A 21833-nucleotide genomic window follows, 5' to 3' on the forward strand; every position below is an offset into this window, starting at 1 on the left:
TGTCTTGAACCGCAAGCTGACGGTCTCGACCGCCCTGCTGCTGACACTGGCGCCGCTGCTGTGGGCCGCCAACGCCATCGTCGGCCGGGTGGTGCGCGCGGCGGTGCCGCCGATGACCCTCAATTTGCTGCGCTGGAGCCTGGCGCTGCTGATCCTGCTGCCGCTGGGCCGCGCCCTGCTGCGTGGCGGCAGCGGCCTGTGGACCGACTGGCGGCGCTACAGCCTGCTGGGACTACTTGGTGTGGGGCTGTACAACGCCCTGCAGTACCTGGCCCTGCAAACCTCGACCCCCATCAATGTCACCCTGGTGGCCGCTGGCATGCCGGTGTGGATGATGCTGACCGGCGCACTGTTTTTCAAGGCCCCGCTGCGCCGCGGCCACCTGCTCGGGGCGGCGCTATCGATCGCCGGCGTGCTGCTGGTGCTGGCACGCGGCCAGTGGCAGCTGCTGCTCCAATTGCAGCTGGTGGTGGGCGACCTGTTCATGGTGCTGGCGACCATTTGCTGGTCGTTCTACAGCTGGTTGCTGGCGCAGCCGAAAGACCGGCCGGCGCTGCGTGCCGACTGGGCCGCCTTCCTGCTGGCGCAAGTGATCTATGGCGTCATGTGGTCGGGCGCGCTGGCCAGCATCGAGTGGGCGCGGGCGCCGCAGCATATCGACTGGAGCTGGCAGGTCGCCGCAGTGCTGGCATTCATCGCCATTGGCCCGGCAGTCATTGCGTTTCGCTGCTGGGGCGCCGGGGTGCAGCGCGCCGGCCCCACCATCGCAGCGTTTTTCAGCAACCTCACACCGCTGTTCGCGGCCGTGCTGTCGCTGCTGTTTTTGGGCGAAGCGCCGCATCTGTATCACCTGGGCGCGTTTGCCCTGATCGCCGCTGGCATCGCCTGGTCGTCGCGCGCCTGAACGGCAAGCGGCGCGCACTGCACACCTGCATCTGCGCATACCCGTACAGACAGACGGCGACGTCCGGCGGACCTTTCTGTTAAATTATAGAAATACCAAGCATGAGCGACCCGAATACCATGCAATCCTTGAGCCACGACGAGAGCGCCGGGCCGGCACAGTCAGTGGCGGCACTGGCTGAATTTTTCGAACGCCACCGGCGCATCCTTGTGCTCTCCGGTGCCGGCATCAGCACCGCGTCAGGCATCCCGGCCTACCGCGGCCGTGACGGTGTGCGGCGCGGCCACGCGCCGGTGCAGGGACCGGAGTTTCGCAAGCTCGAAGCAGTGCGCAAGCGTTACTGGGCACGCAGCATGATCGGTTACGCCACCATGGCGCAGGCGACGCCGAACCCCGCCCACCTGGCGCTGGCCGCTTTGCAGGCGGCCGGGCGGCTCGCTCCCTTGATGACGCAAAACGTCGACGGCCTGCACCAGCGTGCCGGCAGCAGCGCCGTGCTGGAACTGCACGGCAGCATTCACCACGTGGTCTGCCTCGACTGCCACGCGCCGATTTCCCGCGCCGCCGTGCAGCAGCTGCTGGCCGCCCTCAACCCCGACCACGTCGGCGTGCCGGCAGTGGCGGCGCCCGACGGTGATGCCCATGTCGAATCGGACGATCTGACGCGCTTCGTGGTGGCGCCCTGCCCCCATTGCGGCGGTACGCTGAAACCGGACGTGGTGTTTTTCGGCGACGGCGTCGCCACCGCCACCACCGTGGAGGCGGTGCGCCGGCTCGAACAGGCCGATGCCCTGCTGGTGGTCGGTTCGTCGCTGATGGTGTTTTCCGGCTTTCGGTTTTGCCGCATGGCGGCGGCCAGCCACAAGCCGATTGCCGCCATCAACCAGGGCATCACCCGTGCCGACGATTTGATTACCTTAAAAATTGATGCGGCGGCCGGGCAGGTATTGCCGTCGCTGCTGTCCCTGCTGGCCCCTGCCAGCGTTGCAATCGACCACAAGGCCACGCCATGAAACTTGCCCTTAGCGCACTCGTTGTCGCCGTGCTTGCCGCCAGCAGCGGCTGCGTCTCCAAGCCCGACAACATCACTCCCGTCAAACCCTTCGACAGCAAACTGTATTTAGGTAAATGGTATGAGATCGCCCGCCTCGACCAGCGCTTCGAGCGCGGCTTGAGCCGCGTGACTGCCGAATACAGCATGCGCCCGGACGGTGGCATCAAGGTGCTCAACCGGGGCTACGAGAGTGAAAAGAACGTCTACAAGGAGTCCGAGGGCAAGGCGTATTTTGTCGGCGCCACCGACACCGCTTACCTGAAGGTGTCGTTCTTCGGGCCGTTCTACGGCTCTTACATCGTGTTCGATCTCGATCCGGCGTACCGCACCTCGATGGTGGGCGGGCCCGATACATCGTACCTGTGGATTTTGTCGCGCACGCCGACGCTCGATGCGGCAACCACAACGCGGCTGGTGGAAAAGGCGAAAAGCCTGGGGTACGCGACCGACAAGCTCATTTACGTCGATCAGACGGCGCCATAAAGCTGGGAGCAGGCCGGGGCTGTCCTCAAGCCTTCCAGGCGCCCAGTCTTAATCGATTAGCCGCTTAGTCGATTAGCCGAATAGCCGATTAGTCGACGATCCGCAGCGAATAATCAGTCGCCTTGACATCCTTGGTCAGCCCGCCGATCGAAATGCGGTCCACCCCCGTCTCGGCAATGGCGCGCACGCTTGCCAGGGTGACGCCACCGGACGCTTCGAGCAGGGCCTTCCCGCCATTGAGGGCCACCGCTTCGCGCATCTGCCCCAGCTCGAAATTATCGAGCAGCACCGACACCGCGCCCGAGGCCAGCGCCTCGCGCAACTGCGCCAGCGTTTCCACTTCGATTTGCACCGGCTTGCCGGCACCGAGCGCGGCGGCGGCAGCAAGTGAACTGGCGACGCCACCGGCGGCGGCGATATGGTTTTCCTTGATCAGGATGCCGTCAAACAGCGCCATCCGCTGGTTCTTGCCGCCGCCCACGCGCACCGCGTATTTTTGCGCCTGGCGCAGGCCCGGCAGCGTCTTGCGGGTGTCGAGAATGGCGGCGCGGGTGCCTTCGACCACATCGACGAACTGGCGCGTGACCGTGGCCACACCCGAGAGCAGCTGCAGGAAATTGAGGGCGCTGCGCTCGGCCGTCAGCAGCGCACGGGGCGATGCTTCGATGGTGCACACCACGCTGCCGGCCTTGATGCGGTCGCCTTCGGCGTAGTTCCAGCGCACTTCGGTGTCCTGGTCGAGGGCCACCATGATGGCGTCGAACCACGGCGCACCGCACAGAATGGCATCTTCGCGCACGATCACGCGCGCGCGCACGCGGCTGTCGTTGGGCACCAGCCGACCGGTCAGGTCACCGCTGCCGACGTCTTCGAGCAGTGCAGCCAGGATGTTCGCTTCAAAGGCCGACTGCAAGGCTGCATCGAATTGCTCGTGGGGGTTACGCAAATTGCTCATGCTGGTCCAACTCCGGCAAACAGGCCCGCTTCGTCGGCCAGGCCGGCACGGGGCAAAGCCCGGGCTTTTTTGGCGGCGGCGAAGTCGAGCATGCGATCGATCGACCGCACGGCCAGTTGCCCGATGTGCGGATCGACGAACACTTCATTATTAAGGTTCTCCAGCACGGCTGCCAGGTTGCGCAAGCCGTTCATTGCCATCCACGGACAGTGCGCGCAGCTTTTACAGGTGGCGCTGTTACCAGCTGTGGGTGCTTCGATAAAATGCTTGCCGGGGGCAGCGGCGCGCATCTTGTGCAGGATGCCATTGTCGGTGGCGACAATAAACGTGGTAGCGTCCATGCTGCGCGCCGCATCGATGAGCTGCGTGGTCGAGCCGACGACATCGGCCAGCGCCACCACGTTGGCGGGCGACTCCGGGTGCACCAGCACTTTCGCTTGCGGGTAATCGGCCTTGAGCAGCTCGAGTTCGACGCCTTTGAATTCATCGTGCACCAGGCAGGAACCCTGCCACAGCAGCATGTCGGCGCCGGTCTGTTTTTGAATGTAGGAACCGAGGTGACGGTCGGGCGCCCACAGGATTTTTTTGCCCTGCGCATGCAGGTGGGCGACGATGTCCAGGCCAATCGACGATGTCACCATCCAGTCGGCACGCGCCTTGACGGCCGCGCTGGTGTTGGCGTACACCACCACCGTGCGGTCCGGATGCTGGTCGCAAAAGGCGGCAAATTCATCAGCCGGGCAACCCAGATCGAGCGAACAGGTGGCGTCCAGGTCCGGCATCAGGATGCGCTTTTCGGGGCTGAGAATCTTTGCCGTCTCCCCCATGAAACGCACGCCCGCTACCACCAGCGTTTTGGCCGGGTGATCGCGGCCGAAACGGGCCATTTCCAGCGAGTCGGAGACACAACCACCGGTCTCTTCGGCCAGGTCTTGCAGATCGGCGGCGACATAGTAGTGCGCCACCAGCACCGCTTGGCGCTCCTTGAGCAGCGCGCGGATGCGTTCCTTGAGCACGGCGCGCTCGGCCGCTGCAGGCGCTTCCGGCGTCCTTGCCCAGGCCTGGGCGGTGCACGACAGGCCCGCCTGCGGATGGTCGTACTCGATGGTCTTGATAGGGGTGACGATCATAGTGGTGCCCTCCATGACTTATGCGGCGATGCCCTGGCTGGTCAAATAATCTTCGTAATTGCCGGGGAAGTCGACGATGCCGTCTTCCTTGATCTCGAGGATGCGGGTGGCCAGCGAGGAGACGAATTCGCGGTCGTGCGAGACGAAAATGAGGGTGCCGGCGTACTTGTCGAGGGCAATGTTGAGCGACTCGATCGATTCCATGTCCATGTGGTTGGTCGGCTCGTCGAGCAGCATGACGTTGTGACGGCCCAGCATCAGCTTACCGTACATCATGCGGCCCTTCTCGCCACCGGAGAGCACCTTGACCGATTTTTTCACTTCGTCGCCGCCAAACAGCAGGCGTCCGAGGATCGACCGGACCGCCTGGTCATCGTCGCCTTCCTTGGTCCACTGCCCCATCCAGTCGGTCAGCACGGCGCCATCGGCGAATTCTTCGGTGGGATCTTGCGGCATGTAGCCAACGTTGGCGTTTTCCGCCCACTTGACGCGGCCACTGTCGGGCTGCATCTTGCACATCTCGCCGCAGATGGTGCGCAGCAGGGTGGTCTTGCCGGCGCCGTTGGCGCCAATGATGGCGATGCGCTCGCCCGCTTCGACCGCCACGCTGAAGTTTTTAAAGAGCTGCTTGTCGTAGGCCTTGGAGATGTTTTCCACCTCGACCGCCAGGCGGTGCAGTTTTTTCTCGCCTTCGAAACGGACGAAGGGGTAGGCGCGCGAAGACGGCTTCATGTCTTCGACCTTGATCTTGTCGATCATCTTGGCGCGCGAGGTGGCCTGGCGCGCTTTCGATTTGTTGGCCGAGAAGCGGCGCACGAAATCCTGCAGCTCGGCGACCTTTTCCTTGGCCTTGGCATTGTTCGACAACAGCTGGTTGCGTGCCTGCGTCGAGGCCAGCATGTACTCGTCGTAATTGCCCGGGTAGATTTTCAGGGTGCCGTAATCCATGTCGGCGACGTGGGTGCAGACCTGGTTGAGGAAGTGGCGATCGTGCGAAATGATGATCATGGTGGAGTTGCGCTCGTTGAGCACATCTTCCAGCCAGCGGATGGTGTTGATGTCGAGGTTGTTGGTCGGTTCGTCGAGCAGCAGGATGTCGGGGTTGGAGAACAGCGCCTGCGCCAGCAGCACGCGCAGCTTCCAGCCGGGCGCGACTGAACTCATGGGCCCCTGGTGCTGGTCGATCGACACGCCCGCGCCCAGCAGCAGTTCACCGGCACGCGCTTCGGCCGAGTAGCCGTCGTACTGCGCCACCACCGATTCGAGTTCGGCGGCGACCATGTAGTCGTCATCGGTCGCCTCTAAATTGGCGTAGATGGCGTCGCGCTTGGCGATGGCGTTCCACAGCTCGGTGTGGCCCATCATGACGACGTCCAGCACGCGCATGTCTTCGAACGCGAACTGGTCCTGGCGCAGCTTGCCCAGCCGTTCGTCGGTATCGAGCATGACGGTGCCGGCCGATGGCTCGAGGTCACCGCCGAGAATTTTCATGAAGGTCGACTTGCCGCAGCCGTTGGCGCCGATCAGGCCGTAGCGGTTGCCATCGCCGAATTTGACAGAAATGTTTTCGAACAGCGGCTTGGCGCCGAATTGCATGGTGATATTGGCAGTTGAAAGCACGGATTGAAGCCTTTAAGCGAAGATATTCATTAACCGATGATTTTATCACGGCCACACGGGTTTTCAGCGGCCCAGGCTTGGATAGCCATCGAGGGTCAGACTAAAACCCTGTTCATCCGAGCGCAGGCGCCCGGCAGCGCCGAACGGGATCGTCACCCGGCTGGCGCTGTGGCCGAAGCGCAGGCCGGTCAGCACCGGGATCGGCAGGGTGGCGCGCAGATAGGCCAGCATGGCGTCGAAATCGTAGCCCTGATCGGCGGGGCTCAAGCGGTAGGCCGACACTTCGCCGATCACCAGCGCGCGCTGGCACCCCAGTATGCCTGCCTGCAGCAGTTGCAGCAGCATGCGCTCGATGCGGTAAGGGTGCTCGTTGACGTCTTCGATGTAGACGATGCCGCCATCGATGAGGGGCAACGCCGGGAAATACGGCGTGCCCAGCAGCGACACCAGCATCGCCAGGTTGCCGCCCCAGACGGGACCGTCGACGGCCACGGTCGGATTACCGCTGACCTGCTCGACGATGGTGTGGGTGGGGCCGGCCAGGCAGGTGAAAAAACTGTGCATGGTCAGCGCATCTTCGGCATCGCCGCAAAAGTCGCCGGCGAACATGGGACCGGCGTAACTCATGGCGCCGGTTTTGGCCATCAAGCCCATGTGCAGGGCGGTCACATCCGAAAAGCCCACCACGATCTTGCCGCTGGCAGCGAGGGCGTCGAAATCGATCCGCGGCAGCAGGCGTGTCAAGCCGTAGCTGCCGCGCATCGCCATGATCACGTCAATGGCAGGATCGGCGAGCGCCGCCTTCAGCTGCGCCAGACGGCCATCGTCGGTGCCGCCGAAGCGCTGGAAGGCGCCGTCCGGTTCGTAATAATTGTGGACCACGAAGCCGCGCGCGCGCAGCCGTTCGAGTCCAATGGGCAGGCGGGCATCATCGGGGGGACGCCCGCCAGGGGCGATGATGGCAATACCGGTGTGCTTGGTCATGGGAAGAAAGAAAGAGACAAAATGCGCTTCAGGGGGCGCCAGCGCGCGCCGCCCGGCGCCGCTCGGCGAAAAAGGCGCGCAGCATGGCGCCGGCCTGCTCGCCGAGCACGCCGCCGACCAGCGCGGTCTGGTGGTTCAACTGGGCCTGCTCGAAGACATTCATCAGCGAGCCGCCCACCCCCGTCTTGGGGTCCGGCGCGCCGTACACCACGCGCTCCAGGCGCGCATGGAGCATGGCACCGGCGCACATCAGGCACGGCTCGAGCGTCACATACAATTCGCAGCCGGGCAGGCGATAATTACCGAGCGCGGCGGCGGCGCCGCGCAGGGCAATGATTTCGGCGTGCGCGGTGGGGTCGCTGCTGCCGATCGGCGCATTGCGGCCCACCGCGATGACCGCGCCATCGCGCACCACCACGGCGCCGACCGGCACCTCGCCCGCATCCCAGGCCAGCTGCGCCTGAACAAGTGCCAGCGCCATGAACTGCTCGGGCGCGCTGTGCGGGGCGCTGACCATCTCAGGCATCGGTGATCTCGGCCCAGCAGTTGGGGGTTTCATGCAGCACCAGCTTGTGCAGGTGCAGGCCGGTACCGAAGCGGTCGAGAAAGGCTGCGCGCAGGATGTCGAAAGCGACCCGTGCCAGGTTTTCCACCGTCGGGATGCGGTCGATCACCACCGTCTTGTGACCGGGCAGCGAAGCGAGGAAGGTGCGCACCGCATCATCCTTGTCGTAGACGATGAAAGCGTGGTCCCAGACGTCGACCAGGTGCTGCTTGGCGAGCGCCTTGACGTCGCTGAAATCCATGATCATGCCATTGTCGGACGAGCCCTCGACATCGATGACGGCGCCGGTCAGGGTGATTTCCAGCGTGTAGCGGTGACCGTGCAGGTTGCGGCACTGGCTCTTGTGGTCGGGTATACGGTGGCCAGCGTCGAATTCGAGCTTGCGGGTGATGGTCAGCATGGGACGGTCAATCTTGACGGTAAAAAATACGGTAAAAAATCAGGGGATCTGCAGCAGCTTGTGGGTTTGCAGGCTCAGTTTCCAGCGCGGCTGGCGCTTGCAGGTGTCGATCGCCAGGCGCGTGTTGAATTCGGCCAGCGGGCCATCCATCGGCTGCACAAAAAAATGGCCAAAGCGCAGCTGTTCGTAAGCGGCCAGCGCCTGCCCGGCCTGCGGAATGACCACCTTGAGTTCATCGCCCTGTTCGACCACCAGGGTGGCGCCCATCTTCGGGCTGACGCACACCCAGTCGACCCCGGCCGGCACCGGCAGCGTGCCATTCGTTTCGATGGCGATCTCGAAGCCGACCGCATGCATCGCGTCGATCAGCGCGCCATCGAGCTGCAGCAACGGTTCGCCGCCGGTGAACACCACGTACTTGCTGGCCGGATAACTGGCCGGCCACAGGCTGTCGATGGCGGCAGCAAGCAGCGCAGCGTCGCCGAATTTGCCGCCCCCGTCACCGTCGGTGCCGACGAAATCGGTGTCGCAAAACTGGCACACGGCGCTGGCCCGATCGGCCTCGCGCCCGCTCCACAGATTGCACCCTGAAAAGCGACAAAATACGGCGGGTCGGCCGGCCTGGGCGCCTTCACCCTGCAAGGTGTAGAAGATCTCTTTGATGCTATAGGTCACGGTAATCCTTGCTGTTCAACCGGCCATTATACCGCGACGTGCGCGACCCGGGCCGCGACCGCCGCAGTTGCAAAGCCGAAAAATTCCCGGCGGCATTACAATTGATTCAAGACAACATGCGGGTCGGCGCTGTTTCGTAAGCTGGCATCCTCACACCCGCATTGACGCCGTCATGACTCTCTCACACCGCTGCGCCCTCCTTGCGATCGCCCTGATGGTCAGCCTGGCACCGGTCGGCATCACCCTGCTCGGTCTGTGGCCGGGGGTGCAGCCGGCGCTGTCGATGGCGCTGACCGCGCTGGCGCTGGCCGGTCTGCTGTTTCACGGCTTGCTGGTGCGTCACCTGGGCACCACCGACACGCTGGCGCAGCTGCGCGAACGCCTCGCCGCTGGACAACTGGGCCGGGCGCGCGCCGAGCAGGCGCTGGCCAGTACCCGCGACGAACTGTGGCGGGCGCTGCAGCAGCACGAGCAGGTGCGCGAAAACGAACGTCAGCGCATCGCCCGCGATATTCACGACGACCTTGGCCAGCATCTGCTGGCGCTGAAGATCGAAGTGCAGCTGGCCCGCCACGCGGCCATCGGCGCGCCAGCCACGCACACAGCAGCCACGCTCGAGCGGCTGGCCCGGCATGTGGACCAGACCATCGACGCGCTGCGGGTGGTGATCGACAATCTGCGCCCGCTGGCGCTCGATGGCGGCTTGCGCGCGGCGATGGAGCAGCACTTGCGCGAATTTTCGCGCCTGCACGGCATCGGCTACCAGCTCGTTACCGGCGCCGACCACGGCGGCGGCGGCGATGGGCTCGACGTCGTGCTGCTGCGCATCCTGCGTGAATCGCTGGCCAACGTGGTGCGCCATGCCCAGGCCAGTCAAGTGTGGGTGGCGCTCAGCCGCGGCGACACCAGCGTCACCCTGGAAATTCGCGACAACGGCATCGGCATGGCGCCGCCTGCGGCTGACACTGAAGATCGCGATGGCAATGGCATTGGCAGCGGCGGCGGCTGTGGCCTGGCCGGCATCGCCGACCGCGTCGCCGCAGCCGGCGGCAGCTTCGACATCGATAGTGGCCCGGGCGCAGGAACGGTGTTGTCGATGTCAATTCCCTTGCCAGGGCGTTGATGCAACAACACTCACCAAATTGAGCGAGATCAAAGGTCGCGAGGTTGCCTTGTAGGAAAATCGAAACTTGTCGGCAGTCAATAAATTGCGTACCGGACAGTTTTTACAGGACCGAATATGCCCTCTTCCCGCTTCCAGTGCCATGCCACCCCTGCCCCTGCCCTGCACAACGGCGCCTTCGCCACGCGGCTGATGGAAATGCTGGCCGTGCCCACCTTCGTGCTCGACACCGGCTGCCGCGTGATGATCTGGAACAAGGCGTGCGAGCGCCTGACCGGGGTCGCCGCCGGCGACGTCATCGGCACGCGCGACCACTGGCGCAGTTTTCACCAGAGCCCCGTTCCCACGCTGGCCGACTTGCTGATGCAAAACCGCTGCGACGAATTGAGCCAGCTCTATCCGCTACCGGCCATCCACCCGGCCGAAGATGGCGCCCTGTGCGCCGAAAGCTGGTGCGACATGCCGCGCGTGGGCACGCGCCGCTATCTGGCGGCCGATGCCAGCCCGATCCACGACGATGGCGGCGCCATGGTGGCGGTGGTGCAGACCCTGCGCGACATGACCGACGAAAAAATGGCGCAGGCGGCGCTCGAGCAGCTGGCTACCCGCGACGGCTTGACGGGGCTGGCCAACCGCCGCTGTTTCGACGACACCCTGCACGCCGAATGGACGCGCGCGCTGCGCCAGCAGCAGCCGCTGTCGCTGCTGATGGTCGATGTCGACAATTTTAAGGCGTACAACGACGCCAACGGCCACCTCGGTGGCGATGAATGCCTAAAACGCATCGCCAGGGCGGTATCGAGCGAAATGCGCGCCAACGATCTGGTGGCGCGCTACGGTGGCGAGGAATTCGCCGTAATTCTACCGAACCAGTCGCTCAAGGGCGCCGCCATCGTCGCCGAACGGATTCGCAGCCGGGTCGAGCGACTCAACCTGCCCCACTGCGATGGCGCCATCCACCATGGCAGCGGCCATGTGACGGTGAGTATCGGTGCGGCCACCGCCATTGCAGCGGCTGACACCAGCGTACAGCAACTGGTGGCGATCGCCGACGCCGCCCTCTACCGCGCCAAGCACATGGGACGCAACCGCATCAGTCTGCCGCTGGCAGAGGTGCGCTAGCGCCTGCTGCTGCTCATTCTGGCAGCAGCAGCGAATGCTGGGTCGCCGTATGAAAATCGCGCCACACGCGGTTGATCTCGGTGTCGCAGCCGGCGGCCACCAGCCCGCAATACGGATAGATACCATCGACCGCCATGCGCGCAGCCTCGACCAGCGCCTTTGAGCTGGCCTGCAACGCTGCATGCGCGGGTGCTGGCAGGTGCGCACCGGCCGCCACCGTCAGCCAGGCAGCGTCGAGCAACCCATAAAACTCGCTGCGCGCCGCCGCCAGCCGGGCGCCGGCCTGCGCCAGCCGGGCGGCCACGCCCGCCACCTCCAGCAGGGGTACACCGGTGGGGCTGTGGCGGCGGCCACCGATGGCCGCGTGTGCCAGCGCCAGGAAGTGCGCTGCCATGCCGGCCAGGTTGGCAGCGAGCGTGACAAACGCCAGCGCCATGAAGGGAAAGCGGTACAGCGGGCCGGGCGCCGTGGCAGCGGCGGCGTCGATGCGAAAGCCATGGCCGCCATCGATCTCGCCCGCCTCGATGGCATAGCTGTGCGAGGCGCTGGCGCGCAGGCCGATGCTGCGCCACGACGGCTGCATGGTCACCAGCCGGCGCGGCACGATAAAGGCGCGGATCAGCGGCGCCCCAGCGTCGTCCAGCACAAGCTCACCACGCCGGCGCACGCGCGCATTGAGCGTGAGATGGGTGGCCATCGGCGCCCCGCTGGCATAGTCCCAGCGCCCGCTGATGCGGTAGCCGGTGGCGCTGTCGTCGGGCGCGCCGCTGCCCGCGATATCGGCAAAGCCGCCCACCGCACCGCTGCCGGCGATGCATACGCGGCGGCTGCCGATGATCGCGCGCGCAACCGGCGGCGCCATGAAGCCGGCAAACCAGCCGGCGCCAGCGCACAGCGTCAGCACCCAGGCCATGCTGCCATCCTGCGCCGCCACCGCTTCTTCGAGCCGCACCGCGGCGGGCAAGTCCACTTCGAGGCCACCGACAGCGCGCGGCGCCAGCATGCGCAGCCAGCCGCGCTGATGTAACAGGGCCTGCTGGCGATGACTCAGCCAGCCGGCGGCGTCGGCGGCGGCGGCGGCGTGGGCGATGCGGGTGGCATCGCGGGGCAACAACGACATAGTCATAGGAGGATGCAAGGTAGCGAATCGAAAAAATGGTAAACACGGTAAACAACATGCACTGATGGTACCAATGTCCAGTATTGCGCAAGCCGGGGGCAAGCCCGCATGCTGACAGAGCGGCAATATACCAGCCGCGCCGACCGTCGGCACGGTTGCGTGTTGCTCAAAAGCAGGAACCTGCGCAACTGCCGTTATAATTCCGCCACTAGTTGGCGAGCTTGTTCGCCGCTCCTGCCGTCGCCGCCGGGCGCCGCAGCTTAACGCCTTTTTATCGCGGTGGTGTCAGAGTGCCCGAACTGTTCAAACCAATGCAAACCGTCCCGTGCTGAGCAGCGTCGCCGCCGGCCGCGTGCTCCTGGTCGGGCTGGCCGCGTCCGCCCGTGCCATCGACGATGCCCTCGCTGCGCTGTCCGGCTGCAGCGCCGCGCTGCTGCAAGTGGACTCGGTGGCAGCGGCGCTGGCGGCCGCGCACGACGGCGCAGTGGCACTGGCGATCCTCTCGGTCGACGCCGCCGACGCCATCGCGGCGCTGGGCGCACTGGTAGCGCCGCCGTACCGCTTGCCGGTGCTGGTGCTCGCTGCCGACACCGACTTCCCGGTCGCCGCCTGCTACCAGGCTGGCGCCGCCGACGTCCTTGCCGCCAGCCTGGCGGCGGTGGCGCTGGCGGCCAAGGTGGCGCGTTTCGTCGAACCGGGACGGCGCCAGCGCGCCAGGGCCGACAGCGCGCACGCATCGCAGGGCGGGGTTGGGGGTGAGATTGGGCCGGCGCCGGCCGTGGCCAGCGGCCTGGCCACCTGGAGCTGGGATATCCGCCGCAACCGCGTGGAAGCCGACACCACCATGAAATTCCTGTTCGATGTGGACGACGACTCCAGAAGCGACCTTGCCGGCACGCCGATCGCCGCCTACGTCCGCGCCATCCACGGCGCCGACATCGCGCGCGCGCATGCCGATGTCGGCGCCGCCCTGGCCAATGGCGGCGCCTACCGCTCGGCCGCGCGCGTGCTGGCACGCGACGGTCATTACCATCACCTGGTCTCGCACGGCGAAGTACTGGCCGGCGCTGATGGCAAGCCGGCGCTGCTGCGCGGGGTGGTCTGCGACGTCACCGGCGCGCGCGTGGCGCAGCTGGCGCTCGATGCCAGCGAAGAGCGTTACCGCACCCTGTTCGAAGCGGTCGACGAAGGCGTCTGCATCATTGAAATGATCCGCGACGCTGGCGGCGCGGCCATCGATTACCGCTTTCTCGAAGTGAACCAGGCTTTCGTGCGCCACACGGGTCTGACCGATCCGGTCGGTCAAACCATGGGCGCCATGGTGCCCGGCCACGATCCCGTCTGGACCACGCTGTATGGCGAGATCGCCCGCAGCGGCGAGCCGGCGCGCCATCGCAACGACAGCATCGGCGTGATGCAGCGCTGGTTCGACGTCTACGCCACCCGGGTTGGCGGCGAAGGCAGCGACCGCGTTGCCGTGCTGTTCACCGACGTCACCGAAAGCCGTCAGGCCCAGTTCGAGCTGGAACGACTCGCTGCCGACCTGCTCGAGTCGAACCGCCGCAAGAATGAGTTTATCGCCACCCTCGCCCATGAGCTGCGCAATCCGCTGGCGCCGCTGCGCAGCGGCCTGCCGCTGCTGCGCCTGGGCGGCGAAGATCCCGCCGTGCGTCAGCGCGTGCTCACCACCATGGAGCGCCAGCTGAGCCACATGGTCGAACTGGTCGATGATCTGCTCGACGTGGGTCGCATCACCCATGGCCAGATCGCCCTCAAGCTGGGCGAAGTCGATCTGGCCATGGTCCTTGCGGCCGCCGTCGACGCCGCCCGCCCCACCATCGAAGCGCGTGGCCACCGCCTGCAGATCGACGTTGACGGCGCTGAAAAAGGAGGCACCGCGGGCACCGCAGCGCTGCTGGTGCAGGGCGACGCCACCCGCCTGATCCAGGTGCTCAATAATCTTCTCAACAACGCCGCCCGCTACACCCCCGAGGGCGGTGTGGTGCGGCTGGCGCTACGCGCCGAGGGCGGCGCCACGGCCCTGCTCGAGGTGAGCGACAACGGTGTCGGCATCGCCAGCGCCGACCTGGCCGGCGTGTTCGACCTGTTTCGCCAGGTCGGGCGCGACCGCCTGCCTGGCGAAGGGGGCTTGGGAATCGGCCTGTCGCTGGTGCGCACCCTGGTCGAACTGCATGGCGGCAGCGTTGCCGCCACCAGTGCCGGGGTCGGTCTTGGCAGCACCTTCAGCGTGCGCCTGCCGCTGACCACGGCGACCAGCGCGGCGCCGCCGCCGCAGCCACAGCCGCAACCGCAACCGGTATTGCAGCCCTGCTTGCCTGCCGTGCTGCCAGTGCACGCCGTGCGCGTGCTGGTGGTCGACGACAACAGCGACGCCGCCGACATCCTCGCCGAACTGCTTGACATGCTGGGCCACCGCGCCCAGGTGGCCAATAGCGGCCGCGCCGCACTCGAAGCGATGCAAGAGTTTCGTCCGCAAGTGGTGCTGCTCGACCTCGGCATGCCAGGGATGAACGGCTACCAGGTGGCACAGGCGATCCGCAACGACCGCCGCTTTGACCAGCCGCTGCTGGCCGCGCTGACCGGCTGGGGCGGCGTCGACGACCGCGCGCAAACCCAGGCCGCCGGCTTCGACCTGCATTTGACCAAGCCGGTCGACCTGGCGCTGATCGAACAGGTGCTCGCCAGGGTATAGGTAATGACCCGCGCCGACCCGCAGTCAGGCTGGCGCCAGCGAGCGGTAGCCGATGCGGAAACCGCCCCAGTGGCGACCATCGACCATGATCGGTGCCGACAGATCGTGCATCACCTCGCCGGTGTCACGCTTGTAAGTCTGCAGCAGGAACGGCTTGGTATTGGCGCCGCAGCGGGCGCCGGTACGGTCGTTGAAGATGCGCTTGGTGCGGTTGTTGACGATGTCGATCGCATAGTCGCCGGTCAGCGCTTGCGAAAATTTCTTGTTATGGGTGGGGAAGTAACCATTGTTGTCGACCGCGCCGCAATAGGCCAGCTGCGGCATGGCGGCCAGCAGCGCTTCCTGGATCGCTGGCAGCTCGCGGTCGGTAAAATCATCGAAGCGGGTGCTGTGCTTTTGCGGGTTGGTGTTTGGCAGCGGCCGGTACTGGCGGTCGAACAGCGCTTCGCGGCTGATGCGGCCATCGCGGATGGCATCGCTAAACAGCGTCCCCACCGCCGCCGCCGCTGTGCGGGCGGCGGCGCCGATGGCATCGTGGGCGGTGGCCACGCCGGACTCCGACAGCGCTGCCGCAATCGATTCGGCACGCTCGGCCAGCGCCATCGCCGCCTGCGCCGCGCGCGGTAACGCCTGGTCGGTCGACAGCAGGCTGTCGCGCACCGTTGTCAAGGCGTCCAGGATGGCGCCGGTGGTGGCCACGTGGGCTTGGGCGCTGGCGGCGATGGCACCGATTTCCTGCTCGGCGGCGATCGATGACTGCTCGATATTGGTAAGCATCTGGTGTACCTGGCCGACCTTGCTGCTGGCCGATTCGACCGCCGCCGTCAGCGCCGCCATTGCCCCGACCGCCTGCGCCGCCTGGCCGTTAATGGCCCCCACCATCACGCCAATTTCGTCGGTGGCGCTCTTGGTGCGCTGGGCCAGCTGGCGCACTTCGCCTGCCACCACGGCGAAACCGCGACCGTGCTCGCCGGCCCGCGCCGCTTCGATGGCGGCATTGAGTGCCAGCATATTGGTGCGCGCCGAAATTTCCGCGATCACCGCCGTGAAGCCGGCGATGCCGGCCGACTGTTCGCGCAGCGCCGTCATGCCCAGCGCCACCGCCCGCGCCTGCTGGCCGGCGCTGCCGATCCCCTGCAACACCTGATCGGCTTCGGCCCGCCCGGCCACGCTCTCGCTGCGCACGCGGCTGGCGACGGCGGCAGCGCGGGCCGCATTGTCGGCGATCTGGCCGGTGCTGCGCGCCACCTCGCCGGCATCGACGACCATGGTCTCGACGGCGTCGACATCGGCGTCGATCTTGTGTTTGACGGTGTCGACGAAAAACGCTGTTTCGGCGGCGCCGATCATTACCGCATCAAGCGAGCCGCCGACCACCTCGAACAGGCGCCCATGCGAGTTGATGGCGTCATGCGCGCGCCCATGCAGCAGGGCCCAGCCAGCCACGCCGACGACGGCGCCGCCGCCGGCCAGCAGTGCTGCCATGAATCTGGTCAACGGCGCCGCAGCGGCCAGCACCCCTTGCGCCAGCATCCCCACCAAGACCGCGCTGCCCACCAGCGCCGCAGCCTGTGCCAGCGTGCGCCAGCCTTTCGCGTCCAGCCAAGCCATGCCTTACCCCGTCTCCAGATAGTGTATTGATTCATTGCCACGCTCGCCGGCGCGGTCGGGCGGACGCCGGCTGGCGACACCCTGCAACGACGGTACTCCAAGCAGGCCGCCGGCTCAAGCAGCGTCGCGTTAAATGTATCTTTTTGGCAACATCTATTTCGTTCGTCCGACCAGGGTTTGCGGTGCAGTGGAACTGCTTCAGGCTAAAATCAGACTTGACTGGGTACCTTCACCATTTTTTTACTCAAGAGAACCATATGAAAATTTGCAAGGTCCTTTGCGGGATTTCTCTTATTGTTCTTCAAGGTTATTTCGCAGACTTTGCGCTGGCAGCTACGTGCGATTTCCGCGCCCCAACGCCAATCTTGTTGCCTCACGCATATGCGGGTCAAACCCTGCATCGGAAACCTCTCAATGGAATGGCAGAAACAGCACAACTGCCAGATGGGTCCCAAATTGAAATCAGCCAAAGCGCATGCGTGGACGTCATCACGACGGCGTTTGCGCTCATGGTGCCCCTCGAGCAGGGCACTGCAGAAAACCACAGTGCTTTAGTCGAACTCCTTCGACAGACCATACTCGCTTTAAAGACGCGCCCTTCGGCACCTCCACTCGCCGAGCTAGACGTTTTCCTCGGGCATTCCAATAGCGTACCCCTGCACGATGGTACCCGTTCCATGTGCAGGGACGGATCGAAGGCCCCGTCTGGTGAGTGCGCATGGGAGAGCACCGGCGGCTATGTTCTCTCAGTCAAGCCGGTTGGACGAAGTATGAGGGTATCGGTCATTCAATATGTGAGCGGGTGAACCGATGCCAGCCAGGCCGCTACCAGCGAAAACAGTCGCGCCGGGCCGACTGCGGCCTTTCGATGATAGATTTTTTCCGGCCGGATGGCGGCAATAAAAGCAAGCGCGCTCACGATGATGACTCCCCTTACATCCGCCAACAAATTGTCCTATTTTTGCCTGGGAAGAACACAGGATTCGGAAAAAATCGGGCGCTAAGGTAACGTGTCCTTCAATGAAGGACCGCTTTCGACCCAAAGCGGACTGTCAACGTGCGCGTTTCCCCGGCTCCTGTTCTTCATAACGGATTGTTATTTTCCCCCCGTGCAAGGATGTTTGGGTGAATAACGCGGCTACCCCTTGGCGTGCAAAAGTCGGGTTGTAGACGATGCTCAACTCGTACGGCCCCGTCCACCGTATTTGTGGTGCATTGGGCATACTTGCGCGACCGTTAATTTGAATCATCTTGAGCGAGTGACAGCCGCCAACATAGGCGCGGTCGTTGGCCGGATAGTTGCCAGAGGCAAGAATTTCGCTGGGCACGACAACGACCGTATCGATGCAATAACTGCTTCCAGGACCACCTCCGGTTTCGGTAACGAGTACAGCAACATAGTCTTTGGCTGGAGAGGCAAAACCTCTAGCAAATTTCTCACCACAGCCGCTGCACGCAAAGAGTCCAATTAACACTGTACATGCGAGCACTTTTCTTAAGATTTGAGTCATTAGTTCCTCAAAGGGCCTGATTGTGTACGTAGTTGTAAGGTTCCCATGCGTCCGCTATTGGCCGAAACCGCCTGTGCGAACAAGTCTAGCATGTTGCCAATCTGAGCTTGTGACAATTCGTGCTGACCGGCCGCATTCGACCCATTGCGGACGTTAGCCTAGTGTTAGAAGACTACCCAGTTCTCAAAGTCTCACAGAGCACGAAGCGACTTGCCATCTTGTTCCAGCCATCGCCACGTCCTTGAAGAAAAATGAGCTGTCCATATTCGTCCATACTTGTTTCACGCCCTGATCTGAGCAGCCACTCGTCATATAACGTGTCAAAGTCATCTTTGCTCAGTTGTGGTAACCGTTGGTCGGAATAATCAAACACGGAAGAAAAGTCCTGGTTTGACGATAGCGAAGTCTCGGCCAAAAACTGCACTCCCAGTAGGCCCATCAATATCTTGAGCTCGTCATCGTTTTCAAGAACCAGCGGAAAGTATTCCTCGCAGTTCTGATCCATCGCCTCAAGCGAAGCGGATGCGACCATAACTGGTCTATTGGACACGGCGAACACATAACTCTTCATTCAAATCCTTGATCTCGTGAAAACGTCCGCTTTTGGCCGATGGCTGCCTGTCATGTCGTATGAGTCGATTCGTTACCAACACGCCGAGTCGGCCTTCGCTGGATCGTATAAATCATCCCGCACTTTCAACACAAGGTCATAAGGTGAAAGCGGTGCGAACTCGGCGCGAAGGTAAATGCAATCACCTACTGACACAGCATTAAGCCGAGAAATCACAGTAAGTGCGAGTCTTTGAATTTCGCCCAGCGAACCAGCGATCCAATGGTCGGTGATCTCCGAGGTTGTCCAAGTGCCGACTTCCAGATAGCCGTAGGGGCCAAAGTGTTCGTGTTCCGATATTAGGTCGTTGCCAGGTTTCGCTACATATTTTTGCATTGCATGTGCGAACCGTTGAAGTCCTTCCTTGGACCCTATCAATCGCCACTCCTTGGCGTCATCGTCGCGGTCATAGAAGAAGCCAAGTTCACGCCACTCACGCTGAGTCATTTCATTGATTGTAGTACTCGGCATGTCTTTTCCCATCGTCTTCTAGGTGTCCGCTACTGGCCGATTGTACCCGTTCGCACTGTTGGGGGACATCGGCGCCTGCCGACCCGAAGCGGTCGTTGAAACCGACGTATTCTTGCCAGCGTTCTGGTCCCAGATATTTTATCTTCATGAGTGCGCCCCAGACAGCAGCGGCGGTCCTAAGCTTTGGTTTGGACGAAGGCTCATCTGTCCGCTCGCAATCACATCCTCCGCTTCGCTGCTCGTTGAGTCGTTCAAGGTCTGCCAGCATTTTTGTCCCAGGCACAAAGGGTTGAAATCATTTGAGTGTGCCGGGATCCACGTTGATCATTATGACAACTGCCCAAACAAAATAACCTACCGTAACAAACCAAAATAGTTCCGGGCTTTCGACACGGGTTTTATAGGCCGTCCACATTCGATTGAACAGGCACCCCGTGAACAGTTGAAGCAGCGCGGGAATCAAAAGCGCAAAGTAGAATAAAAAATTTGAAATACTGGTTGGGACTCCTAACTTGCCCCCCAAAAATGGGCGCACAAACCAAAATTATCATTAGAATTCCGAGCGGGAGATAAGATTTTCCCTTAAATTCGTTGCCGTCTGTCATTATAAACCTCTCGAATATAAATTAATCGAATCTCACTTGCAACCCAGATACGAAGCTCGCAAAGCATTTTTCGCCACCCGAACCGGGAGGCCGGAGCGGACGATTCAAAGCGGACGAGCCTGGCTAAGAACGTCATCGCAAATGATTGTCGAGTTACGCAGCGGCGGTCGAAAGGCTGGATTCGACCCAAAGCAGACGCTAGAAGATCCCGTCGACTGCTCTTGGAGGTTCAGCCTAGTCAAAATCAAATTCATCACTTGTCAGTGGTAAGGAGCTCAGCGGTACAAGGCCTATCTGTTCCCGAACTTTCTTGAAGCTATCTGACCAAATCCCCAACGACTCGCGCTGAGCCAATGTCTCAGCAGCAATAAGCTCATTCACAAAGGTATCGTAACTGAGTTTCGGAATTAGCCTCCGCGACACTACGCCAGTCGGATTCCCTGCTCTTTCTCCTCGCGCAGCCAGTTTGATAAAGGGCGCATTAGACGATGCTTGAAGAAGTCGTCCGAATTTTGCTGTGTCGAGCATCCCTATTGCAGGGTGAACGCCTTTCCTAACCAGGTACACATTTAATATGTCATTGCCGTCGACTGCCCAAACATAGACAATTGGTAGTTGGGATTCTTCTCCAATGATCGATACAGGAAGGGCAGTTGCACCTGGGTGCTGTTTGGACCATTCCTGAATCACAGCGCTTTCTTGCGCGATTGGCAGCCCCGCTAAAATTTTTCGTTTAATTAAGAAGTATTCGAACGGCTCGCCCTGATGGAAACCACTCACACTCACGCCATCAAAAATAATCTCTCTGAACGGAAATTCCCGCTGAGCAAAACTGCTTTGACAAATTGCCAGCAATACCGAAAAAACGGCTAGTCTGAGTTTCATCTTGTCTCCATTTTAGTAAGGTAAGGCGACCGCTTTTGGCCGATTGTACTCGTTCGCGCTGTTGAGTGAAACCGACGCATTTCGACCCGAAGCCGACGTTCAACGTTCGATTATTTGGACTTCTCTAATGCCAGCCTGACATCAAAGCCCACCGTATACCAGCCAAGCTTTCCTTTAAACACATAACATTCATCGAAATCCATACCGATCGAACTGCAATGAATTACGAGCGAAATCTCTCCTTCGAATTGAATTTGAAGATCCAATGCGGGGCGCGAACACGTCACAGCTGCAATTTTTTTCCCGCGTATGAACTCCAGACCAAGGACCATCGGGCCATCGTTCACGTTCGACATATGGCTTCCGGAGAACACCTCTGACTTCGACTCTATTCTCCAGGGGCAGTAAAGCAAAAGCTTGTATGCGCTTTCATAGCATCTGACCAACTCCGTCAAGTGAACGTTCCTGAAAGGCTTAGCCCTGACCGTTCGCTTTCCAATGTCGAGTGCGATCACCGATCCAGTTCCCTCGCCGCCAGTGACGCCCCAACATTCCTCGCCAGCCAAACTCGAAAGCTCCTGCAAAAACGATTCAACTAATTGCATTGGTGCTTAACTCCCAAATACTTGCGTTAATGGTTTTTTAGAAGGTGCGACCGCTTTAGGATGATGGGCGGCTTCTGGCCGGTTGCAGACGATTGTACTCAACATCAGGTTGGCTGTGTCCGCTTCCGCCCCATTGCGGACGGTGGGGCACGAAGTAGATGATCTGTTTTTACTTATGATGGAGGCGTATTCGTCGAATGAGCATTACAGGAAACTCAGTCCGAGCGTTGCCCCCAAACGGCCAATGTCCTGCAATGTTTCTGATTCCACATAGCCATCATCGTGGGAAACTGAGTGTTTGATGGGTAAAACGAGATTGATTTCCAAAAATTCAGGTGAGACCTGATCTCGAACTGAGCATAAATGTTCAACACCGCCAGCATGCGCGAGTATCGCAGGGATCATATCTACAATTAGAGTTACGTCAGTGAACTCGACCTCGAACTTTGCCGCTGACCGAAGCCAGACATTCGGACGATTCGGCCTCATGGGTTGGCCGGATTGCGCGAGAAGCACTGCTTCTACTCCGACTAGGCGCTGGACTTCTTCGGGGGGCAGTACGAAACCCCGAAAAGTAGAGGCCGATCTTTTAATTTTCGTTCCCATACTGCCTCATGATGCACCGTGTGAATGACAGCTTCTGGCCGAAAGCGGCCTGTCGGAAAACAGATGTTTTCCGACGGCTCG

22 protein-coding genes are annotated in these 21833 nt (G+C 62.3%); 7 read left to right on the forward strand and 15 right to left on the reverse strand.

All coding sequences use genetic code 11. The annotated features are described in order from the left end of the window. Positions 1–4 precede the first annotated feature (4 nt). The 3 genes from ACP7BZ_RS10370 (at position 5) to ACP7BZ_RS10380 (ending at position 2441) form a co-directional block, all read left to right on the forward strand. Positions 5–904 (forward strand): DMT family transporter, encoded by a 900-nt coding sequence (locus ACP7BZ_RS10370; protein ID WP_426112743.1) that lies wholly within the window; start codon positions 5–7, stop codon positions 902–904. A gap of 101 nt (positions 905–1005) precedes the next feature. Next, a complete protein-coding gene (locus ACP7BZ_RS10375) occupies positions 1006–1917 on the forward strand; it encodes an NAD-dependent protein deacetylase (RefSeq protein WP_426112745.1) in 912 nt (303 codons plus the stop codon). Continuing rightward, on the forward strand, positions 1914–2441 hold the full coding sequence (locus tag ACP7BZ_RS10380; RefSeq protein WP_426112747.1) for a lipocalin family protein: 528 nt from the start codon (positions 1914–1916) through the stop codon (positions 2439–2441). Before ACP7BZ_RS10375 ends, ACP7BZ_RS10380 begins: the two co-directional genes overlap by 4 nt. 88 nt (positions 2442–2529) lie before the next feature. Here the strand turns inward: ACP7BZ_RS10380 and nadC are convergent, their stop codons facing one another. The 7 genes from nadC to queE form a co-directional block, all read right to left on the reverse strand. Continuing rightward, positions 2530–3396 carry a carboxylating nicotinate-nucleotide diphosphorylase gene (gene nadC, locus ACP7BZ_RS10385; RefSeq protein ID WP_426112749.1) on the reverse strand — a complete coding sequence of 289 codons (867 nt, stop codon included), beginning with the start codon at positions 3394–3396 and terminating at the stop codon, positions 2530–2532. After that, positions 3393–4526, reverse strand: coding sequence for a quinolinate synthase NadA (gene nadA, locus ACP7BZ_RS10390; protein ID WP_426112751.1), 1134 nt, complete (start codon positions 4524–4526; stop codon positions 3393–3395). The genes nadC and nadA overlap by 4 nt, the downstream gene beginning before the upstream one ends. Positions 4527–4544: 18 nt before the next feature. Then, the gene (locus ACP7BZ_RS10395; RefSeq protein ID WP_426112753.1) at positions 4545–6146 is read right to left on the reverse strand and encodes an ABC-F family ATPase; all 1602 of its coding nucleotides are present in this window, start codon (positions 6144–6146) and stop codon (positions 4545–4547) included. A 63-nt stretch (positions 6147–6209) separates the two neighbouring features. Then, on the reverse strand, positions 6210–7130 hold the full coding sequence (locus ACP7BZ_RS10400; RefSeq protein WP_426112755.1) for an LD-carboxypeptidase: 921 nt from the start codon (positions 7128–7130) through the stop codon (positions 6210–6212). Between the two features lie 28 nt (positions 7131–7158). Next, positions 7159–7656, reverse strand: a complete 498-nt coding sequence (gene tadA / locus ACP7BZ_RS10405) for a tRNA adenosine(34) deaminase TadA (RefSeq protein ID WP_426112757.1) — start codon at positions 7654–7656, stop codon at positions 7159–7161. Beyond that, a complete protein-coding gene (queD, locus tag ACP7BZ_RS10410) occupies positions 7649–8095 on the reverse strand; it encodes a 6-carboxytetrahydropterin synthase QueD (protein WP_426112759.1) in 447 nt (148 codons plus the stop codon). The genes tadA and queD overlap by 8 nt, the downstream gene beginning before the upstream one ends. 39 nt (positions 8096–8134) lie before the next feature. Further along, complete coding sequence (queE, locus tag ACP7BZ_RS10415) at positions 8135–8770, reverse strand: 7-carboxy-7-deazaguanine synthase (protein WP_426112761.1); 636 nt, start codon at positions 8768–8770, stop codon at positions 8135–8137. A 172-nt stretch (positions 8771–8942) separates the two neighbouring features. Here queE and ACP7BZ_RS10420 point away from each other — a divergent pair, with 172 nt between their 5' ends. Beyond that, the gene (locus ACP7BZ_RS10420) at positions 8943–9893 is read left to right on the forward strand and encodes a sensor histidine kinase (protein WP_426112763.1); all 951 of its coding nucleotides are present in this window, start codon (positions 8943–8945) and stop codon (positions 9891–9893) included. A gap of 117 nt (positions 9894–10010) precedes the next feature. Next, positions 10011–11015, forward strand: coding sequence for a diguanylate cyclase (locus tag ACP7BZ_RS10425; protein ID WP_426112765.1), 1005 nt, complete (start codon positions 10011–10013; stop codon positions 11013–11015). A 13-nt stretch (positions 11016–11028) separates the two neighbouring features. Here ACP7BZ_RS10425 and ACP7BZ_RS10430 read toward each other — a convergent pair whose 3' ends face one another. Beyond that, positions 11029–12141, reverse strand: coding sequence for an acyl-CoA dehydrogenase (locus ACP7BZ_RS10430; protein ID WP_426112767.1), 1113 nt, complete (start codon positions 12139–12141; stop codon positions 11029–11031). A 319-nt stretch (positions 12142–12460) separates the two neighbouring features. Here ACP7BZ_RS10430 and ACP7BZ_RS10435 point away from each other — a divergent pair, with 319 nt between their 5' ends. Then, complete coding sequence (locus ACP7BZ_RS10435; protein WP_426112769.1) at positions 12461–14848, forward strand: hybrid sensor histidine kinase/response regulator; 2388 nt, start codon at positions 12461–12463, stop codon at positions 14846–14848. Positions 14849–14872: 24 nt separating this feature from the next. Here the strand turns inward: ACP7BZ_RS10435 and ACP7BZ_RS10440 are convergent, their stop codons facing one another. Continuing rightward, entirely contained in the window at positions 14873–16459 is a 1587-nt protein-coding gene (locus tag ACP7BZ_RS10440; RefSeq protein WP_426112771.1) for a methyl-accepting chemotaxis protein, read from the reverse strand. Positions 16460–16716: 257 nt separating this feature from the next. Between ACP7BZ_RS10440 and ACP7BZ_RS10445 the strand changes: the two genes are divergently transcribed. Further along, positions 16717–17265 (forward strand): hypothetical protein, encoded by a 549-nt coding sequence (locus tag ACP7BZ_RS10445; protein WP_426112773.1) that lies wholly within the window; start codon positions 16717–16719, stop codon positions 17263–17265. 246 nt (positions 17266–17511) lie between these two features. On the opposite strand, the gene ACP7BZ_RS10450 is transcribed toward ACP7BZ_RS10445, so the two are convergent. The 6 genes from ACP7BZ_RS10450 to ACP7BZ_RS10475 all read right to left on the reverse strand — a co-directional run bounded on the left by ACP7BZ_RS10450 (position 17512) and on the right by ACP7BZ_RS10475 (position 21752). Further along, positions 17512–17970: a hypothetical protein gene (locus ACP7BZ_RS10450; protein WP_426112775.1), complete on the reverse strand. Its 459-nt coding sequence runs from the start codon at positions 17968–17970 to the stop codon at positions 17512–17514. Between the two features lie 172 nt (positions 17971–18142). Further along, positions 18143–18541, reverse strand: a complete 399-nt coding sequence (locus ACP7BZ_RS10455; protein ID WP_426112777.1) for a hypothetical protein — start codon at positions 18539–18541, stop codon at positions 18143–18145. A gap of 72 nt (positions 18542–18613) precedes the next feature. Further along, a complete protein-coding gene (locus ACP7BZ_RS10460) occupies positions 18614–19051 on the reverse strand; it encodes a hypothetical protein (protein ID WP_426112779.1) in 438 nt (145 codons plus the stop codon). A gap of 839 nt (positions 19052–19890) precedes the next feature. Beyond that, positions 19891–20541 carry a hypothetical protein gene (locus tag ACP7BZ_RS10465; protein WP_426112781.1) on the reverse strand — a complete coding sequence of 217 codons (651 nt, stop codon included), beginning with the start codon at positions 20539–20541 and terminating at the stop codon, positions 19891–19893. A 110-nt stretch (positions 20542–20651) separates the two neighbouring features. Next, positions 20652–21146, reverse strand: a complete 495-nt coding sequence (locus ACP7BZ_RS10470) for a hypothetical protein (RefSeq protein ID WP_426112783.1) — start codon at positions 21144–21146, stop codon at positions 20652–20654. A 204-nt stretch (positions 21147–21350) separates the two neighbouring features. Then, complete coding sequence (locus ACP7BZ_RS10475; RefSeq protein WP_426112785.1) at positions 21351–21752, reverse strand: hypothetical protein; 402 nt, start codon at positions 21750–21752, stop codon at positions 21351–21353. Between the last annotated feature and the right edge of the window lie 81 nt (positions 21753–21833).

Source organism: Massilia sp. PWRC2, from assembly GCF_049896725.1.
Lineage (GTDB): Bacteria > Pseudomonadota > Gammaproteobacteria > Burkholderiales > Burkholderiaceae_D > JAFCUW01.

Excerpts from the sequence above, each read along its gene's own strand:
- ACP7BZ_RS10375 (WP_426112745.1), top strand. The coding sequence starts at position 1,006 with ATGAGCGACCCGAATACCATGCAATCCTTGAGCCACGACGAGAGCGCC.
- ACP7BZ_RS10380 (WP_426112747.1), top strand. The coding sequence starts at position 1,914 with ATGAAACTTGCCCTTAGCGCACTCGTTGTCGCCGTGCTTGCCGCCAGC.
- nadC (WP_426112749.1), bottom strand. The coding sequence starts at position 3,396 with ATGAGCAATTTGCGTAACCCCCACGAGCAATTCGATGCAGCCTTGCAG.
- nadA (WP_426112751.1), bottom strand. The coding sequence starts at position 4,526 with ATGATCGTCACCCCTATCAAGACCATCGAGTACGACCATCCGCAGGCG.
- ACP7BZ_RS10400 (WP_426112755.1), bottom strand. The coding sequence starts at position 7,130 with ATGACCAAGCACACCGGTATTGCCATCATCGCCCCTGGCGGGCGTCCC.
- tadA (WP_426112757.1), bottom strand. The coding sequence starts at position 7,656 with ATGCCTGAGATGGTCAGCGCCCCGCACAGCGCGCCCGAGCAGTTCATG.
- queD (WP_426112759.1), bottom strand. The coding sequence starts at position 8,095 with ATGCTGACCATCACCCGCAAGCTCGAATTCGACGCTGGCCACCGTATA.
- ACP7BZ_RS10420 (WP_426112763.1), top strand. The coding sequence starts at position 8,943 with ATGACTCTCTCACACCGCTGCGCCCTCCTTGCGATCGCCCTGATGGTC.
- ACP7BZ_RS10425 (WP_426112765.1), top strand. The coding sequence starts at position 10,011 with ATGCCCTCTTCCCGCTTCCAGTGCCATGCCACCCCTGCCCCTGCCCTG.
- ACP7BZ_RS10430 (WP_426112767.1), bottom strand. The coding sequence starts at position 12,141 with ATGACTATGTCGTTGTTGCCCCGCGATGCCACCCGCATCGCCCACGCC.
- ACP7BZ_RS10440 (WP_426112771.1), bottom strand. The coding sequence starts at position 16,459 with ATGGCTTGGCTGGACGCGAAAGGCTGGCGCACGCTGGCACAGGCTGCG.
- ACP7BZ_RS10445 (WP_426112773.1), top strand. The coding sequence starts at position 16,717 with ATGAAAATTTGCAAGGTCCTTTGCGGGATTTCTCTTATTGTTCTTCAA.
- ACP7BZ_RS10450 (WP_426112775.1), bottom strand. The coding sequence starts at position 17,970 with ATGACTCAAATCTTAAGAAAAGTGCTCGCATGTACAGTGTTAATTGGA.
- ACP7BZ_RS10455 (WP_426112777.1), bottom strand. The coding sequence starts at position 18,541 with ATGAAGAGTTATGTGTTCGCCGTGTCCAATAGACCAGTTATGGTCGCA.
- ACP7BZ_RS10460 (WP_426112779.1), bottom strand. The coding sequence starts at position 19,051 with ATGCCGAGTACTACAATCAATGAAATGACTCAGCGTGAGTGGCGTGAA.
- ACP7BZ_RS10465 (WP_426112781.1), bottom strand. The coding sequence starts at position 20,541 with ATGAAACTCAGACTAGCCGTTTTTTCGGTATTGCTGGCAATTTGTCAA.
- ACP7BZ_RS10470 (WP_426112783.1), bottom strand. The coding sequence starts at position 21,146 with ATGCAATTAGTTGAATCGTTTTTGCAGGAGCTTTCGAGTTTGGCTGGC.
- ACP7BZ_RS10475 (WP_426112785.1), bottom strand. The coding sequence starts at position 21,752 with ATGGGAACGAAAATTAAAAGATCGGCCTCTACTTTTCGGGGTTTCGTA.